Raw genomic sequence first — 17,033 nt, forward strand, 5'->3', positions numbered from 1 at the left:
CAGCCAGGAGAAACTGCGATGCCTCTCGTCGGAAATATCTGGGAAAGCTACCGCGCGAACGAGTTCGTGCTGATGGTCGAAGGGGTTGAAAGCCCCGGCGTGTCGAAGGTCTCGGGGTTGTCCGAAGGCGAGCTGGAATCGGTCGAACAGCCCGATGGCGCGTCGCTCAGGGTCTACAAGCTCGCCGGCTCCAAGGTGAAATTCGAATCGCTGACGGTCGAGCGCTATGTCGACGGCAGTCCGCAGGACAAGGTGTTCCGCGACTGGTTCCAGTCGACCTTCCGGCTCAACGTCACCGATCAGGGATCGTCGGGCGTCCGCAAGAACGGGATGATCGTCAAGCGCCACAACGGTGCCGACGTCCTCACCTTCGCCTTTTACGGCGCCTGGGTGAAGTCGTCGAAATTCACCGATCTCGAGGCGGGGAGCACGACGCTGCTCAAGCAGACGATCGTGCTGGAGCATGAGGGATTGGAGCGCGTCGGATGAATATGCACGAGGAGTTTCCGCTCGATCGCGCGCAGCCCGCCAGCGGTCATCGCACGCTGCCGTTCACGCTGCCGATCGGAGTCACCGACGAGGATGGCGCGATCCGCCGCGACGGCGCGTTGCGCAAGATGACCGGCCGCGAGGAGGCGATCCTCGCCGACACGCAGAACCAGCGCAACGGCGGCAAGCTCGTCACCGAGCTGCTGCATGGCTGTATCGTCGATCTCGGCGGCGAGCCGGTATCGCCGGTCGTCGTCGCCAACATGTATTCGGCGGATCGCAACTATCTGTTGCTGCGGTTGCGCGCGATCACCTTCGGCGCCGCGCTGGAGGCGAGCTACAAATGCCCGTCCTGCGGCCATGGCTGGGAGGTGACCGAGGACCTCGACGACCTCCCGGTCCGCTCGCTCGAAGAGGGCGAGCGCGTCGAGCCGATCCTGGTCGAGCTGGAGGACGGCTATCTCGACCGGGCGGGGATGCTGCACACCGCAATGGTGCTGCGGCTGCCGACCGGGGCCGACGAAAGTGCGGTCGCCGCACAGATGCGCAAGAACCCCTCGCTCGGTAAGAACGCATTGCTCGCGCGCTGCATGGTTTCTCTTGGTGACGTCCCGGCGCACCGGCTCGAGGCGCTGGGACCCAAGATGCTCGTCGACCTGACGATGACCGACCGCCGGCTGATCGATCGCGCGCTGAATTCGGCCGCACCCGGGGTGGACCTGATCCGACCGATCGAGTGTCCAGCATGCGGCAACGAGTTCAAGGCCAATCTGGATCTGTCGCGTTTTTTAGCAGTGGAGTGAATTTGGAGGGTCTGAGGCGCGAACTGTTCTTCCTCGCCTACCATCTTCACTGGTCCTGGAGCGAAATCATGTCGATGCCTACTGACGAGAGACAGGCGTTTGCCGCCTTGCTCCGCGAGCAGATCGAACGCGAGAACGCCGAGATTAATGCGGCGCGGCGGGGCTGACGGGTGCCGATCGCGCTTTTCCTCCAACAGCAATTGGGCCGGCTGGCAAGGGTGATGCCGCCGCTCGACCGCTGGCGCGCGGTGCTTGCGATCGAGGCGCTGGTCATCGATCGTGCGCGCGGTGCGTTTTTGTCGAACTGGTTCGGCGCACGCCTGCCGCGCGCGGGCGACGCGCTGCTGATCGGGATCACCAATCTCGATGCGCTGGCGGCGCAGTATCGCCTGGCCCGCGCGCCGTCGGTGGCAGGGGCGAGCGGGCCCAATCTCGTCGAGCCGCTGGCAGGACTGACCGGCATGGCGCTCGGGCTCATATTGTCGCCGTCGGGCATCGTTCTCGCCCTCTACGGGCTACTGGGCAGCGCGACTGGAAAGCTGCCGCGAATCCTGTTCCATCTGCTGTTCAGCACGTCCTTCCTTGGTCGTGCGGCGGCGTTCGGGATCGGCGCCGGGGTAGCCGGTGCAGGGCTCGGCGTAGCGGCGATCCTGCTGCCGGTCAGCGTGATCGGCGCGATCCTCTATGTCGTGGCCACCGCCGGCGTACCGAACGCGGTCCAGTTGGGGCTCGAGGCGCTTGGCGCACTGGCGCGGCTGTTCGTGGCCCTGCCGCACCTCGTGGCGCGCCTGCTCGGGCCGCGCTCGGACATCGGCAACCCGCTGATCGCGTCGCTGCTCGGGCTGCTCGATCGGCTGGCGGGGCTGTTCGCGCAGGGGCTTGGCGCGTTCGCAGGGGTCGTCCGGCGGATCGGCCCGCTGATCCTGCCGTGGACGCTCGAATTCCTGGCGATCCAGCGACTTGCCGACGCGACCATCGCGCTGGTCGCCGCGATCATCGACGACGCGCGCGCGCCGCTCGAATGGTTGTGGAGCGGCGCGCCGGGTGCGCTGCCCGACCTGCTCGCCAGCCTGTTGCAGGGCGTCATGACGGGCATCGACCGGATGATCGCGCTTGTCACCGAAGCGCTTTGGACCCTTGCCGTCCAGTTCATCATCGGCGCCTTCCTGGCCAACGCCTATACCCGCAACGATCTGGACGCGACCATCGGCGCCGCGCGCAATATTCTGGTCAGGATCCCGCTGATCGCGACGTTCCGGGCGCTTGGCCGCGTCGTGACCCTCGTCAGGACGATCATCCCGCCCGCGCCGACGCCGCCCTCGCCGGCTGGCGGATCGACGGGGTCGATGCTGCCTGCCGCGGCGCCGAAATGGCCCGGGCTGCCGGACCCGGCCGTGGTGGAGGGCCTGATCGGGCCGCGTCCCGCGGCGCCGACGCTGGAGAATGCCGAGGCGCTGCTCGATCCTCAATCGCTGCTCGGATCGGGCGCGCGGTTCACGATCGGCGCGCTGCCGGCCGATACGGTCGCGCCGTTCCGGCTGACCGACGAAGCGCGGGCGATGATCGCGCAATTGACGCGCGCACCCGCCAGCATCGTCGCGGATCAACTGGCAGCGACGGTCGCGGACGCGGCCGCCGCGCCGGCTCCGGTGATCGGTTTGGCGCGGGCGCGTGAACTTCTGCCGTTGCTGATGGACATCGTACCGGCCGCGATGGTCGAGCAAGGGCGCGCGGCGATCGAGGAGCGCCGGGCAGAGGCACACAGCCTCATCGCGGAGAGCCTGATGCCGCTCATCCGCGCGCACCTGCCTGCGTTGCGCCCGATGCTCGCCGCGATCGACGCAGTCGTCGTCGCGCAGGCGGACATGACCGCCGACCAGCATCCGGTACGCCTCGTACCCGACAATGGCCGACTGCGCCCGATCATCGGCCGGCTGACGATAATGCTCCCCGATGGCGATCCCGCGACGGCGCGCAACTTCGCCAACGACCTGACCGGGCTGCTGCGCGCGCAACCCTATCTGGCGGCGGCATGATGCCGATCGATCTCGCCGCCCTTGCGCACGCATTGCCGTTCCGGCGCGCGATCGACCGGTTGCTCGGCAGCTTCACGCCGCTTGGCCCCTGGCTGACGCAACGGCTCGAGCAGCTGCAGATCCTCGAGCCCCGCACCCGCGGTTTCCCGGTCTATGCCTTCGAGGGCACCGCGCTGGTCGGCCGTGTCGCCGCGACGCAAGCCGGCGCGCTGACCGCCCATGGTTCGGGTCGTGGCGCGATCGGCGGCGCGATCGCGGCGCCCTTCGCCGCGTTCGGGCGCGGTGTCGGTCGCGTCGGGCAGGCGGCGAGCGACGAGACGATCCTGCCGACCCTGCTCGGCACGATCCGCACCATCCTGGTCGCGATCGACGAGCAGATCGCCACCTATGCCACGCCGACCGCGACGATGTTCGATCCGCGCACGGCACGCGCCGGACACTTGTTCGGTCTGGCAGCGATGGCCTATCGCGCGATCGTCACGAGCAGCGGCCAGCTCCGCACGATCGCGGGCGACATCGCCTGGGTGCGCGGGCTGCGCGATGTCGGACCGTCCACGCCCGCGGCCGCTACGGTGCGCGCCGCCGATCCCGCAGCGACGATCCCCGGCTATCTCAACGCGCAGCCGCTCGACACGCTGACCCGGTACGTAGTCGCGGCGCTGGTCGTCATACCAGCGTTACCCGACATCCTCGCCACGCTCGTTCGGGGTATCTGGACGGGGTTCCGGCTCGTCGTGCTGACCGCAATACAGTCGGTCGAGGCCCAGCTCGCGACACTACGCCGCCACGTCTATGCGATCTTCTTCACCACGCTGCCGCACAAGTTGCGCCGCATCCCCGCCATCGTCACCGTCATGGGGCTGCTGCTGGCCGACAATGTCCGCCATTACGGCGATTTCGCGCAACGCTATTTCGGGCTGTTGACCGAGGTCCTCCACGATTTTCTGGAAGCGATCCGCGCGTATATCAACCAGTATATCGCAATAGTCGACACCGTGCTGAGCGCGATCGATCACGCGCTCGACTTCGACCTGCTCGGCATCATCAGGCCATTCCTCGGCCCGAGCACGTTCGTCCTCGATTATTTCGGCATCCGGTTGACGCCCAACGATCTGATCGACGCCGCCGGCGCCGCGCTCAATTTCGCGCTGTATCACACACTGCAAGGCATGATCGCCGCCGCCCGCGTCGCGGTATTCCCGATTCCCGGCGCGCGGGGCCGAGCGGCAAGCCGTGCCTTGCGCCTGATCAGCGAGATCGTCGCGGCGCTGTTCGCCAACACCGGCAGCTACCCGGACGAGACGATCGCACCACGCCTGCCGCGGATGCCCAACCTCCATCAGCAGGTGATCGGCGCACGGGGCGCCGCGATCGGCCGGTCCGTCGCCAGCTTCGGCACGGCGATCGCGCGGGATATCGCCGGCATCATCGGTGTCGGCGCGCGCGCTTTGACCGATCTCGCGGCGACCCTCTCGGCGAGTGCGGACGAGGTCGCGCGGACCGGTCCGGCGCTGACCGACTTCACGGCCGCCACCGCGACCGCAGCCAACGACCTGTTCGCCGACCAAGTCGAGGCGTTGGACGCACGGCCGCACGCCCCAGCCGGTGCGATCGAGCGCTGGCTGAGCGCAGGCGGGTTCGCGGCGATCGGCAACGTGATCCCGATCTATGTCGGCGCGATGCGCAGCTTCTGGCACGACGAGACGATTGCCGGACGCGGCGACACCGTCGTGGTCACCGCCACCTCGCCGCATATCCTCGCCCGCCATGCTGTGCTCGCCCGGGTCGACATGCACCGGCTCGACATCCGCCGTGGCGACCGCGCGATCGACGAAGCGCTGGTCCGCGAGACCGCACAGTGCGTCCGGCGCGCGGTCCAGGACGCCTATGGCGAGGGCTGCCGTATTCTGGCGCAGGCGGCGAGCGGCTGATGGACCCGACCAGCTTCCCGCTCAGCCTTCTGTTGATGGAGCAGGAGGCGCTCGCGCGGCGGGTCACCGCGCTCGAAACGCACAGCCTCGCCGCGCAATTGGGGCAGGCGATCGCGCAACTGGCGGCGATGCGGCTGTCGGTCGACCAGATCGCGGCAGCGACGGCGCGCTATGCCGGATTTGCGTTCGCCGAGGCGTTTACGCCGGGTGGTGGCTTCGGCGCGCCACCGATGGTCGCTGGCGCGCTCGCGGTCCACATCGTCAATATCCGCGATCTCGTCGCGAGCGGCGGGATCGGCGGGTTCATCGAGGGGCTGTTGGGGGGCATCGGCCGGTTGTTTGGCGGGCTGATCGGCGGCATCGTCGGCGGCACGATCGCCGGCGTCGCGTTGCCGGTGATGCTTGGGATGATGCAGTCGATCGTGACGACGATCGAAGCCATCATCCGGCGGCTGGGGATCGGTCCGCAGCCCGCCACCGCGACGACCGCGGACTCCGCGTCGGCGGCGACGACACCGACCGGCGCCCTGGGGCAGTCGGCGACCGACCAGCTTGCCGAGCTGCGGTCGATCCTCGACCTCGCGACCGGGCTGGTCCAAGCGGCTGGCAGCGGCGCGCCACCGCCCGCCGAGCGGCTCCAAGCCTCGCTGACCCCGGCCGGCGAGCGCTGGCTGACGATGCTCCACGCCGTCGAGGCGGCCGTCGCCAGCGTTTCGCGCCTCGTCGAGGGCCTGACCGCGCTGGTGCCGATCCTGGTCGGCAGCCTGGCGCTGTTCGTCGACAAGCTTGATGCGATCAAGCTCGCGATCATCGAAATGCTACAGTTCCTGGTGCGCAACGTCCTGCTGCTGCGCGGCGTCGTGCTGGTGACGGTGTTCGATCTGGTCGCCTCGGCGGCGCGGCTGGCCGCCGGGCTCGCCGCGATCCTGGCCGAGCCGATTCGCAGCGCGCTGACCGGGATCTTCACGCTGGTCGGCACCGTCCTGACCGGCGCGCTGAGCGTCTTCCAGTTCCTGGCGGGAGCGTTGCAGCGCACCGTCAACGTCATGCTCCGCTGGCTGGTCGACACGCTGTTCGTCGTCCTGGCGCGGTTCGGCGATCTGCGGATCTTCCGGCTCATCACGCATCTCGTCCGGATCCTGCCCGCGGTGTTGCCGCCGCTGCTCGCGTTGATCCGGCCAAGCGCGCCCGCGCTGGATCCCGCCCAGGCCACGGCGCTTGCCGCCGCGGCAGCGATCGGGATTCCCGGTCCGCAGACGGCGGGCGCCTTGCCGTCGTCGCTGCTCCCGCCGATGCCCAACGTCGCCGACGCGATCGCACCGCCGGCCGCGGTCGCCGCGTTGCAAGGCGCGCTCGACAGCACGCGCCAAGGGCTGCTCCAGGGGATGGACGACACGATCGGAGCGTTGCGCGCGGGACTGGGGGCCGTCGCGACGCGGATGGAAACGCTCGTCGCCGACGAATTGCAGCGCAATTCGGACCGGTTCGCGACCCAGCTCGCGCTCGTCCACCAACGCTCGACCGAGGTCGCAGGCAGTTTTGGGCAAGCCCGCATCCTCGCCGAGGCCGAAACCGCGGCGCGCCGGCAGCCCGCGACCGGACTCGAGGCGATCGCCCGCGCGTACGAGGCCTGGCTGACCGGCACCGGGTTCACGACGATGCTCGACCGGCTGACCGACAGTTTCCGCCGGACGCCGGCCACCGACACACAGTCGATCCCCGGCGCGGTCGTGGCCGACACGGTCGATCGTGTGCGCGCCACGATCGAGATCGCCGACGTCGTCATCGATCTGACCCCGGCCGCCGCCCCCGCCCGCCGCGCCGAACCGCATGCCCGCTTCGATATCGACCGGCTGACCGGCGACGTGCTCGCGCATCTCGACGAACTGCGGCGCCGCGGGCTCGATTTCGCACCCGGCGCCCCGCTGGCGGCAGCGGTCTGATGGCGCGCGGCTATCTCGCCTCGTGGCTCAGCCTGCCGCCGCTGGTCTTCCGGTTCCAGTTCAATCCGGAATCGATGACCGAGAAGAAGAGTTATAAATATACCGACGCGACGAATTTCGGGAACTGGGAATTCGACAAGACCAGTGCGGCGATGAGCTCGGCGCAGCCTTGGTACACCAAGCTCGCGACCGCCCCGGCGGCCGCATACAAGGACCTTCAGGAGATCGGGCCGAAACTGGTCCGCACCCACCCGCTCCAGGCGGGCTGCGGCGATCACCGCATCTTCTCACTGGATTTCGTCATCGACGGCGGCGTCCCGCTCGACGGCGCGACCGCCGAGGTCGGCAATCGCTACGAGGGCAGCATCGAACCCGACCTCGCGATCCTGCGATCGTTCGTCAATCCGGGCGTCGATGCCGGCGGACTGATCGAATGGTTCAGCAGCGGGTTCGAGACGACGTTCCCGCCACCGCAGTGCACGCTGATCTACGGCGGGATCAACGCCGACTGCGTGATGGAGAGCCTGTCGATCAAGATGACGCGATTCAATCCCGACACGTCGCCCGCGCGGGCCGAGGTGAGCGTGACGCTGAAGCAGCAGACCAAAGCGATCACGCCGATGATCGAGACCATCGAGCGGACGATCCGGGTCGCGACCACGCTCGCGCGGCCGGGATATGGCGGCGATTACGTCAACGTCATCCCCGGCGTCTCCGCCATCAAGCACATCTTCGATCTCTGAGGGAGCGCAGCATGCCCGTCGCCATTCGATCGCGTTACGCCACCAGCGCCGTCCGGCAGGCGCCCGACCGCGACGGCACCGCGCGTGCGATGCTGCCCGCGCGGCTCTACGACACGCCCCCGGCCGCTGCGGCGCGGTCGCGGCACGCGCTGACCGGCACCGAGACGCTCGAGACGCTCAGCTGGCGCTACGGCGGCACCAGCGATGGCTGGTGGCGGGTGGCGGACGCCAACCGCCTCGCGTTCCCGCTCGACTGGCGCGCCGGTGAGGTGGTCGACATCGTCGGGACGAACGACACCGGGCGCATCGTCCGCGACCGGCGGTTCTGAGCAGTGGCCAGCGCACCGGCAGCCCTGCCCTACCAGCGCGTGCTCCTTCAGGGCATCGACATCTCGGCGAACGTCCGCTTCGTCGATGTCGAGGATCATGACCGGCTGATCGACCGCGCGGTCGTCGAACTCGACGACCCCGCTGGTCTGGCGAGCAACACGCCGCGCGAAGGCAACACGCTGCTCGTCGAGCTCGGCTGGTCCAACGTGTTCGCGACCGTGTTCGAAGGCGCGATCACCCGCGTCGAGATCCGCGAGGACGGGTGCGAGCCGGCCCGCGTCCGGTTCACCGCGCTCGATTTCGCCTCGCGCATCCAGAAGCGTGCGTTCGAGGCGACCGATGATGTCGGCAGCCTGAGTTCGATCGTCCGGACGATCGTGACGCGCGCGCCCGATGCCGGCGTGACGGTCGCGCAGATCGAGCCCGCCGCCGACCCCAGCTATGGCGCGACCACGCCGCTGCGCCAAACGCAGGACGACTGGGCGTTCATCACCGAACAAAGCCGGCGCGCCGGGTGCATCGCCTTCGTCGAATATAACGACGCACGATCGCAATTCTATTTCGTCCCGCTCGCCCGGCTCGTGACGAGCGAACCGGTCGGCACCCTGTCGAACATCGGCACCACCAACCGCATCCTGTCGCTCCATCTCGATCGCGATGCCGCGACCGCGGATCCGCGGCGGGGCACCGCGACGATCGATGCGGCGACCGGCGCGACGCACGTCACCGCGCCGCCCGCAGCGCCGGCGGAGCCCTCGCAAAGCCCGAGCGCGCGGGTGCTCGACGCCGCCGACCGCGCCGGCGCGCCGATCGACAATGCAATCGCCGTCGCCGCCCAGGCGATCGAGACGCCCGCCACGCTCCGGCCGGCCGGGCTGGCGGCGGGTCTGTCCGCCGGCGACGCGGCACAGGATCCGACGCGCACGCTCGGCTGGCGCGCGCGGGGCAGCTGCGTCGGCATGGTGAATATCCGCGCGAAGACGCGCATCACGCTGGCCGGCGTCGCCAGCTGGGCTGAAACCGACTGGTATGTCCGCCGTGCCCGCCACCGTGTCGCGACGCCGGGTGCGAACGAGGACATGCTCGCCAGCTACGTCACCGAATTCGAACTGACGCGATAGACCATGCATCCCGATCTCGCCCGCCACACCGGCCGCTATTACGGCAAATATCGCGGCAGCGTCGTCGACAATGCCGACGCTACAATGGTCGGTGCGATCATGGTCACGGTGCCGGCGGTGTTCGGCGCCACGCTCGCGGTCTGGGCGCACCCCTGTTTCCCCTCCGGCCATTTCTTCGTACCGCCGATCGGAGCGTTCGTCTGGGTCGAGTTCGAAGGCGGCGACCGGCAATTGCCGATCTGGGTCGGGACCTTCTATCCGACCAACGCCGCGCCGCCCGAATCGCAGGTGAAACCGCCCGACAACCGCGTCGTCCATACGCCGGGCGGCCATGTCGTCGAGTTCGACGATACCGATGGTGCCGAGCGCGTCGTCATCCGCCACGCCTCGAACGCCTTCGTCGCGATCGACCAGGCGGGCAGCATCACGATCGCCAACAAGAACGGCACGACGATGTCGCTGAGCGCGGCGGACGGCGGCAACGCCATGCTGCTGTCGGAACATGGCCAGATCATGACGCTGACCGATGCCGGCATCGTGCTCATGAACAAGGACGGCGCAGCACTCGATCTGACCGGCGACACCGTGCGGATCACCGCCAAGCAGATCATCCTCGACGGCACAACGGTGGCGCTCGGCAACGGCGCGGCGGCAGGCGGCCAGCCGACGGTGATGGGCACCGCGTTCCAGGCGCTGTGGACGCAGTTCCTGATGCACACGCATCCGACCGCGATGGGGCCGACACTCCCGCCAGTCCCCCCCGCGCCGCTGGTCCCGGCGGTCCATCTCTCGGGCGCGGTGCTCGTCAAGTGACGCGCTGCACCTTCCCCCCGCTGCCGATCCCGGCACTCGCGATCCCGCCAATCCCCGGGGTGCCGGCGCTGCCGAGCCTGCCGGGAGCGCCAGCGTTGCCCGCACCGCCGGCACTGCCCGGTCTGCCGACGGTGTCGCTCCCCTCGCTCGCGCTGCCCATCCCGCCGATCCCCGGCATACCCGCGCTGCCCACCCTGCCCGCGGTGCCGTCGCTGCCCGCGCCACCTGCGCTGCCCGGCGTGACGGATCTGCCGGCGGTGTCGCTGCCTTCGCTCGCGTTGCCGATCCCGCCGATCCCCGGCGTGCCGGCGCTCCCCGCCCTTCCGCAACTGCCGCAGCTGCCCGCGCTGCCGGCATGCCCGCTCGATTGAGGATCCCGCCATGTCGCTCAACTCTGCCGCGCTCGCGATCAGCCTGTCGACCCGGCTGAAGGATAATTTCACGCGGAGCGGTGCCGAGAGCTGGTCCGCCGACCGCGCCGCCGACGAACTCGCCAAGGCGATTGCCGACACCGTCGAGGCCTATGTCACGGCCGGCCGCGTCAAGGGCGTCGCCAGCGAGGTGCGCAACCTTGCCAACGCGGTGATCGGCACCGCGCAGCAGAGCAACGCGGTGGCATTGTCATGACGATGCCCGTCACCGGCTTCGGCTTTCCATTCCGGATCGATCCGCTGACCGGCGGGATCGCGCGCGCCACCGGGCTCGACAAGATCCGCCAGAACATCCGCGTGATCCTCGCCACCCGGCTCGGCGAGCGACCGATGCTACGCGACTATGGCACCCGGCTCGCGTCGCTGGTCCACGATCCCAACGACGAGGCGCTGGCGGTGCTCATCCGACGCGAGATTCAGCAGGCGCTGCTCGCCTGGGAGCCGCGCATCATGGTCACCGCGCTCAGCGTCGAGCGCCACGGCGGCGGCGGGAGCAGGGGCGGGAGCGGGGGTCCCAGCAATGGCGATCCCGACGCCACGCTCTCGCTACGGCTCGATTACACGCTGACCAACGATGCGGCGACCGATCGCCTCATGGTCCCGCTGGGTTGAGGAGCACAGCATGTCCACCCGCCCCGCGATCGATTACACCAACAAGGACTATCAGTCCCTGCGCCGCGCGATGCTCGATCTGGCGCGCTTCCGGATCCCGGAGTGGACCGACCATACTCCGTCGGACGTCGGCATCCTGCTGGTCGACATGTTCGCCTATATGGGCGACATCGTCCTGTATTATCAGGATCGCATTGCCAGCGAGATGTTTCCCGGCACCGCGGTCGAACGGCGCAGCCTGGTCCAGCTGCTCCGGCTGATCGGCTACGAACTCGCCCCGCCCGCGCCGGCACGCGCCGACCTGCTGCTCACCTTCGAATTTCCGACGCTCGCGCCAGCGGCGACGACGATCGCATCGGGTGCGCTATTCACCGCTGCGGGCGTCGGCGATACGACGATCGACTTCAGCTATCTCGGCCCGACGCTGGGCATCGACCTGCGTTCCGATCAGGCGGCGCCCGCGCAATCGGTGCGCCCCAATACCGAGCGGGCGAGCGTGCGGCTGCCCGTCGTCCAGGCCGGCGCCGAAACGCAGATCGTGATCGGCAGCTCGACCGGCGAACCCAACCAGCAGTTCACGATCGACCGGGCGCCGTTGCTCGCGGAGACGTTGACGGTCGAGATCGACGAGGGCGGCGGCTGGGTGCGCTGGGATCGACGCGACAGCTTCCTCTACAGCGAGGACGCCGCCGGCCGGCTGGTATTGGCCCCCGCCGACGCGCGTGATTACACGCTGACGTTCGGCGATGCGGGCCACGCGCGGATCGGCACCGGCGACGGTCAGTTCGGGCGCATTCCACCACCGGGCAGCAACGGCGTGAGGGCGACCTTCCGGGTCGGCGGCGGCGCGGTAGGGAACGTCGCGGCTGGTGCGATCGCCCGCGCGAAGACCGCGATCCCGCTGCTCGTCGCCGTCACCAACCCGATCGCCGCGGCGGGCGGCACCGATGCCGAGGATGCGGCGAGCGGCGCCCGGCTCGGCCCCGCGGTCTATCGATCGAACCGACGTGCGGTGACGCTGGACGATTACGAGGCGCAGGCATTGCGCGCGGGGGGCGTCGCCAAGGTCAAGGCGCGCAGCCGAAGCTGGAACCTGATCGAAGTCGTCGTCGCGCCCCAAGGCGACACGCTGCAACCGCTGCCCGAAGACCTGCGCGCGCGCCTGCTCGACTTTTTCGAGGACAAGCGGATGGCGGGTACGCTGGTCCGCATACTCGACGCGGAGCGCGCGCCGATCGAACTCGCGCTCGCCGCCGAAGTCGATCCGCGCTTTCACGCCGACACCGTCCGCCAGCGGGTGATCGACGCAGCCAGCGGCTATTTCGCATTTGCGGCGGTCGGCTTCGGCCAGACGCTGTATCAGGGTGATCTCTATGCGCTGGTCGAGGCGGTGCCTGGCGTCGTCGCGGCCAGCATCACCCGGTTTGCCCGGCTGGCAACCGCAGACACCGCCGACCTGCCCGTCGAGGACGAACTGCGCCGCGCCGGCCTCCCCGCCCTCAACCTGCTGCCTGACTCGATCCGTCGCGCCCTCGTTGGTCGCATGACGCCGGCAAGCCGCATTACGCTCGGCGCGTATGAGATCCCGGTCCTCGATCGGCTGGTCACCGATGTCCGGGTCGGAGCGCTAGAATGAGAATCGAGGGCTTCCGCGTCGAGCCCGATCTGGTCGCGCGGCGGCTGCGCGTAGGGTGGACGCTGACGCCCGACGCGGGGGAAACGCTCGCCGACGCACCGCGGCTCGTGCTGCGCCGCAAGACGCGCGACTGGGAATTCGGCGTCACCACGGTGCCCGACCCGTATCTGGTCTATGACAGCGCCACCTTCCCCGGCGTGCCCGGACCCGGCATCGCGATCCTCGACCTGCCCGATCGCGAGGAGATCGACGGGCCCGAGCGGCGTCGGATCGAGGCAATCTCGATCGCGCGCACGCCCCCCGGAATCGAATGGCAACGGCGCATCCTCACCACGCGGATCGCGGCGGATGGCCGGCCGGTATCGCGCCACGTCGCGATCGTCGACGGTGGCAACACGCCGCTGTCGCTGGCGCCCGGCATCACTTATTACTACGAGCTGAGATACACCGATCCGGCCGGCGATGGCGTGCGGCTGCGGGCGACCGGCATGCCCGCCGCGCCGTTTGGGCTGAACCGCACGCTCTACGACATGCTGCCCGCCGCGCATCGTCAGCGCGACGTTACGTTGCGCCAGCCGACGATCGAATCGGCAACGATTCCCGAGGCGTCGGTCGGCCAGCCCGGCCGCGCCGCGGTGGCAGGGCAGTTGCGGCGCTTCCTTGATCCGTTCGGTGCCGCGCTCGATGCAATGCGCAGTTCGGCGGAAGGCCTTTGGTCGCTTCGCGATGTCGACGCGGTCGACGCGCGACATCTGCCGCTGCTCGCCGAATGGCTCGGCTGGCGCCTGGGTGACACCGACGCGGTGCCGCTCGCGCGCAACGAACTGAAGGCTGCACCGCGGCTCTATCGGTCCCTGGGGTCGATCACCAGCTATCGCGCAATCGTCCAGCGCTACACCGGCTGGACGACGCGGGTCGCCGAGTTCGCGCAGTTCATCGCGCGCGCCAACGATCCGCCACGGCCACCGCTGTTCGCCGCGGTCGAACGCGCCGGCGGCTGGCGCTCGCCGCTCGACATCGGCGAAACGCTGGGCTTTGGTGTCGGCAATGACGATGCCGCCGGGCTCGGCACGCTCGCGGCCGAACTGACGGCGGCACCGGGGCCCTATATGCTGTTTGCGGGCGCGCAACTGACGATCGAGGTCGATCGTGGCGCGGCGCTCGTCCTTCGCCTTGCGGATGGTGGCGAAGGCGATGGCGACCTGGCTGCGCTGACTGCAGCGCACCTCGCGGCGCGGATCGGCGCCGCTACCACCGAGATCGAGGCGAGCGACGTCGGCGGCCGGCTGCGGTTGCGGAGCCGTAGTCGCCGCACCGATGCGCGGCTGCGGGTGCGGCATCCCGACGCGGACCTGCTCTCGCTCGTCGGCGCCGCGGCGGAGCGCGCGGCGGTCGCGACCGATCGGTCGGGCCGGGTCCATCTGATCCTGCACGATGCCGCAGCGACCGTCGATCCCGCGACTGTTGATCCCGCGACCGGGAGCGATCCCACCCCGGTCGCGGACCGCGTCGGCGGAATTGTCGCCAAGGCGTTTGCCTATGGCCGATGGTACGGCGCGGCGCGACTGCCGGTCCCCGCCGACGTTCGCCATCCCGCCGCAGCGCCGTTGCCCGACGGGCGCATGCTGATCGCCTGGATCACAGACGCTGGCACGCCCGATGCCCGGATCGATACCGCGCTCGCCACCGCCGCCGAGCCGACCCCGGCACGGCTGGCCGGCCGTCGTGCCGCGCCGATGGCGCTCGTCGTCGGCGGTCGCCTCCGGCTCGTCACGGCGGGGGGCAGCGAGGACTTCATCGTCCGCGCGGCTGATTTCGCCGATCCGGGAAAGGCGTCCGCCGCCGAACTGGTCGCCGCGGTCAACGCGCAGCTGACCGGCGCCAGCGCGTCGAGCGCGCCCGACGGCTCGCTGCTTCTCACCTCCGTCGCGCGGGGGCCACGGGCGCGCTTGTCGATCGACCTTGCGGGATCGACCGGCGCGCGGCGGCTCGGGCTCGCCGAATTGCCCCTCGCACAGGGCGATTGGGACCCTCGGCTGACTCTCGCGGTCCCGCACGCCCTGGCCCGCGCAAGCATGGCGCGCGACCTGACCGCTGCGGCGAGCGCCGATGGCACGATCCGCCTGGCGTGGAGCGGCTTTACCGACGCATGGCGGATCGCCGGTGCGGCCACGATTCCCGGGGCGACGCTGATCGCCACGAACGCCGGCCTCGCCCGGCGCGGCGAAGACGGTAGCGTCACGCCGTTCGGCGTCGCCCAGGGCGTGCCCGGCGCGGCGGTGCGCCATGCGGTGATCGACGCCACCGGGCAGATGTGGCTCGCGACCAACGCGGGGGTCGCGCGACGGCGACCCGACGGCAGCTGGCAGGTGATCGACGCGATCGCGGGGTTGGCCGGCAACGACACGCGACGGCTTGCGCTGGCCCCCGACGGCGCGCTGTGGGTGGCGACCGCGACCGGACTGACGCAGGTGATCCCCGGCAGTGCGCCGGCAACGTTCCGGATCGCCGACGGCCTCCCCGCCGACGATATTCGTGCGGTCGTGCTGGCACCCGATGCGGCGGTCTGGATCGCCACGCCTGCCGGTCTCGCACGGAGCAATCCCGCAGGCCTCTGGTCGGCGGTCGGGCTTGCCGCCGGCCTGCCCTCGCTCGACGTCCGCGGGCTGGCGTTCGATCGTGCCGGATCGCTGTGGATCGCCACCGCCGCCGGGCTGAGCCACAGCGCCGACGGCGCCCGGTTCACCACCGTCGATGCCCCCGCCGCACTGGCCACCGACCTGCGCGATGTCGCGATTGGCGACACCGACGGTACGCTGTGGGTGGCGGCGGCAACCGGAGTCTGGCGTCGCGACGCCACCGGGTGGCGCAACTGGTCGATGCTCGACGGCGTCGGCCCGGCGACCGCGATTTCGACCGATGGCGCCACCGCCTGGGCCGCGACCGCCGCGGGCGCCGTGATGATCGACGGCGACGTCGTACGGCGCGTGACCACGACAAACGGCCTGCCGAGCAACGCGGTCGCGCGCATCGAGCCCGCGCGATCGGCGACGGTCATACTGGTCGACGAACCCGCCGCGCGCGAGCCCGTGCTGGCGACCGAGGCCAATGGCGCGCACCTGCTCGCCTGGTCGCAGACCGCCATCGCCGATCCGGTCGCCGACCAGCGGCGGCTGCGTCTCAAACGTTTCGACCCCGTCACGGGCAGCTGGACCGCGACACGCGATGCGACAACGCCGCCGGTGGGGGGACGCGCGGCGGATCGCGACCCCGCGCTGTTGCCGCTGGCGACCGGCGGTGCGCGACTATTCTTCTCGACCGATCGCGGCGGTGGCGTCGGGCTCGCCGAGGTCGTGCTCGACGCTGCGCTGACCCCGGGCGGACCGATGCCGATCATGACGGGCATGGTCCATCGCAGCGCGCCGGTGCCGGTCATCCTGCCCGCACCGGTCGGCGCGCCCGCGACCGCCGGGCTGACGCTGTTGCACCGCGCCGATGCGGGGTTTACGCCGGGCGACGTCTCGCCGCTGTTCGCCGGTGCCGCCAGGATCGCGGCCATGCCCGCCGTCATCGCCGCGACGCAGCGGCGCACCAGCGGGACGACGACGGTGCGGGCGGACGACGCGGCACGCAATGGCCGCCGCCAGCATTGGGATGACCTGCTCAGCTACACGCCGCATCGCCCCGTGCTCGACGGCGAGCCGCCGCTGGCCGCCAACGACTTTTATACCCGCGGCACGATCGGGCTGTATCTCTCGCGCGGGTCGAACGGACGATCGATCACCGCCGACGCCGCGCTCCGCTTGCAGCAGCTGCTCCACGAGTTTCTGCCGGTAAATATGCGCGCGGTGCTGATCCTGGATCCGACCGCACCCGAAGAGTTCGTGTTCGCCAACGGCTTCATCACCGACAGCTTCCTCGACGACATGGCGTTCGTCGACCGGATCGGCCTGCCCGGCGATACCAGCGGCGCGGTGCTCCCCGACTGGCTGGTGCTGCGCACCAATACCGCGGGCGACGTGTCAGCCGACCCGCTCGTTCTGCCGACGCTGCGCCGCCGCAGCTTCTTTCCGCCGCCACGCTAGCCCGCCCCATTCGAACACACCGCCACCCGGACACCGCGCCACCATCACATAAGGGTCTAC

The 17,033-nt window shown here is 69.9% G+C and carries 15 protein-coding genes; all 15 read left to right on the plus strand.

Going from position 1 to position 17,033, the window contains the following annotated elements; all coding sequences use genetic code 11:
* Positions 1–18: 18 nt before the first annotated feature.
* From ASF00_RS01030 to ASF00_RS01095, 15 genes are read left to right on the plus strand one after another with little or no spacing between them, the layout of a single operon-like run.
* Entirely contained in the window at positions 19–489 is a 471-nt protein-coding gene (locus ASF00_RS01030; RefSeq protein WP_055872902.1) for a phage tail protein, read from the plus strand.
* On the plus strand, positions 486–1,292 hold the full coding sequence (locus tag ASF00_RS01035; RefSeq protein ID WP_055872903.1) for a T4 family baseplate hub assembly chaperone: 807 nt from the start codon (positions 486–488) through the stop codon (positions 1,290–1,292). Before ASF00_RS01030 ends, ASF00_RS01035 begins: the two co-directional genes overlap by 4 nt.
* Complete coding sequence (locus ASF00_RS19205; RefSeq protein WP_321163415.1) at positions 1,235–1,459, plus strand: DUF6760 family protein; 225 nt, start codon at positions 1,235–1,237, stop codon at positions 1,457–1,459. The genes ASF00_RS01035 and ASF00_RS19205 overlap by 58 nt, the downstream gene beginning before the upstream one ends.
* A gap of 3 nt (positions 1,460–1,462) precedes the next feature.
* Positions 1,463–3,328, plus strand: a complete 1,866-nt coding sequence (locus ASF00_RS01040) for a hypothetical protein (protein ID WP_055872906.1) — start codon at positions 1,463–1,465, stop codon at positions 3,326–3,328.
* Positions 3,325–5,259, plus strand: a complete 1,935-nt coding sequence (locus ASF00_RS01045; RefSeq protein ID WP_055872909.1) for a hypothetical protein — start codon at positions 3,325–3,327, stop codon at positions 5,257–5,259. The genes ASF00_RS01040 and ASF00_RS01045 overlap by 4 nt, the downstream gene beginning before the upstream one ends.
* Entirely contained in the window at positions 5,259–7,202 is a 1,944-nt protein-coding gene (locus ASF00_RS01050; RefSeq protein WP_055872912.1) for a hypothetical protein, read from the plus strand. Before ASF00_RS01045 ends, ASF00_RS01050 begins: the two co-directional genes overlap by 1 nt.
* Positions 7,202–7,945, plus strand: coding sequence for a CIS tube protein (locus tag ASF00_RS01055; protein WP_055872916.1), 744 nt, complete (start codon positions 7,202–7,204; stop codon positions 7,943–7,945). The genes ASF00_RS01050 and ASF00_RS01055 overlap by 1 nt, the downstream gene beginning before the upstream one ends.
* Before the next feature lie 11 nt (positions 7,946–7,956).
* The gene (locus tag ASF00_RS01060) at positions 7,957–8,274 is read left to right on the plus strand and encodes a hypothetical protein (protein ID WP_055872919.1); all 318 of its coding nucleotides are present in this window, start codon (positions 7,957–7,959) and stop codon (positions 8,272–8,274) included.
* A gap of 3 nt (positions 8,275–8,277) precedes the next feature.
* Positions 8,278–9,396, plus strand: coding sequence for a hypothetical protein (locus ASF00_RS01065; RefSeq protein WP_055872922.1), 1,119 nt, complete (start codon positions 8,278–8,280; stop codon positions 9,394–9,396).
* Positions 9,397–9,399: 3 nt separating this feature from the next.
* Positions 9,400–10,209: a phage baseplate assembly protein V gene (locus tag ASF00_RS01070; RefSeq protein ID WP_055872925.1), complete on the plus strand. Its 810-nt coding sequence runs from the start codon at positions 9,400–9,402 to the stop codon at positions 10,207–10,209.
* Entirely contained in the window at positions 10,206–10,580 is a 375-nt protein-coding gene (locus ASF00_RS01075) for a hypothetical protein (protein ID WP_055872928.1), read from the plus strand. The genes ASF00_RS01070 and ASF00_RS01075 overlap by 4 nt, the downstream gene beginning before the upstream one ends.
* A gap of 10 nt (positions 10,581–10,590) precedes the next feature.
* Positions 10,591–10,836 carry a hypothetical protein gene (locus ASF00_RS01080; protein ID WP_055872931.1) on the plus strand — a complete coding sequence of 82 codons (246 nt, stop codon included), beginning with the start codon at positions 10,591–10,593 and terminating at the stop codon, positions 10,834–10,836.
* Positions 10,833–11,252: a GPW/gp25 family protein gene (locus tag ASF00_RS01085; protein WP_055872934.1), complete on the plus strand. Its 420-nt coding sequence runs from the start codon at positions 10,833–10,835 to the stop codon at positions 11,250–11,252. The genes ASF00_RS01080 and ASF00_RS01085 overlap by 4 nt, the downstream gene beginning before the upstream one ends.
* A 10-nt stretch (positions 11,253–11,262) precedes the next feature.
* Positions 11,263–12,888 carry a baseplate J/gp47 family protein gene (locus ASF00_RS01090; protein ID WP_055872937.1) on the plus strand — a complete coding sequence of 542 codons (1,626 nt, stop codon included), beginning with the start codon at positions 11,263–11,265 and terminating at the stop codon, positions 12,886–12,888.
* Positions 12,885–16,973 carry a phage tail protein gene (locus ASF00_RS01095; RefSeq protein WP_055872939.1) on the plus strand — a complete coding sequence of 1,363 codons (4,089 nt, stop codon included), beginning with the start codon at positions 12,885–12,887 and terminating at the stop codon, positions 16,971–16,973. Before ASF00_RS01090 ends, ASF00_RS01095 begins: the two co-directional genes overlap by 4 nt.
* Positions 16,974–17,033 lie beyond the last annotated feature (60 nt).

The sequence above is a fragment of the Sphingomonas sp. Leaf34 genome (genome assembly GCF_001421805.1).
Taxonomy (GTDB): domain Bacteria; phylum Pseudomonadota; class Alphaproteobacteria; order Sphingomonadales; family Sphingomonadaceae; genus Sphingomonas.

Bases quoted from the DNA above. Each gene is read 5' to 3' on its own strand.
- ASF00_RS01030 (WP_055872902.1), top strand. From the start codon at position 19: ATGCCTCTCGTCGGAAATATCTGGGAAAGCTACCGCGCGAACGAGTTC.
- ASF00_RS01085 (WP_055872934.1), top strand. From the start codon at position 10,833: ATGACGATGCCCGTCACCGGCTTCGGCTTTCCATTCCGGATCGATCCG.
- ASF00_RS01090 (WP_055872937.1), top strand. From the start codon at position 11,263: ATGTCCACCCGCCCCGCGATCGATTACACCAACAAGGACTATCAGTCC.
- ASF00_RS01050 (WP_055872912.1), top strand. From the start codon at position 5,259: ATGGACCCGACCAGCTTCCCGCTCAGCCTTCTGTTGATGGAGCAGGAG.
- ASF00_RS01060 (WP_055872919.1), top strand. From the start codon at position 7,957: ATGCCCGTCGCCATTCGATCGCGTTACGCCACCAGCGCCGTCCGGCAG.
- ASF00_RS01070 (WP_055872925.1), top strand. From the start codon at position 9,400: ATGCATCCCGATCTCGCCCGCCACACCGGCCGCTATTACGGCAAATAT.
- ASF00_RS01035 (WP_055872903.1), top strand. From the start codon at position 486: ATGAATATGCACGAGGAGTTTCCGCTCGATCGCGCGCAGCCCGCCAGC.
- ASF00_RS01080 (WP_055872931.1), top strand. From the start codon at position 10,591: ATGTCGCTCAACTCTGCCGCGCTCGCGATCAGCCTGTCGACCCGGCTG.
- ASF00_RS01055 (WP_055872916.1), top strand. From the start codon at position 7,202: ATGGCGCGCGGCTATCTCGCCTCGTGGCTCAGCCTGCCGCCGCTGGTC.
- ASF00_RS19205 (WP_321163415.1), top strand. From the start codon at position 1,235: ATGCGGCAACGAGTTCAAGGCCAATCTGGATCTGTCGCGTTTTTTAGC.
- ASF00_RS01095 (WP_055872939.1), top strand. From the start codon at position 12,885: ATGAGAATCGAGGGCTTCCGCGTCGAGCCCGATCTGGTCGCGCGGCGG.
- ASF00_RS01045 (WP_055872909.1), top strand. From the start codon at position 3,325: ATGATGCCGATCGATCTCGCCGCCCTTGCGCACGCATTGCCGTTCCGG.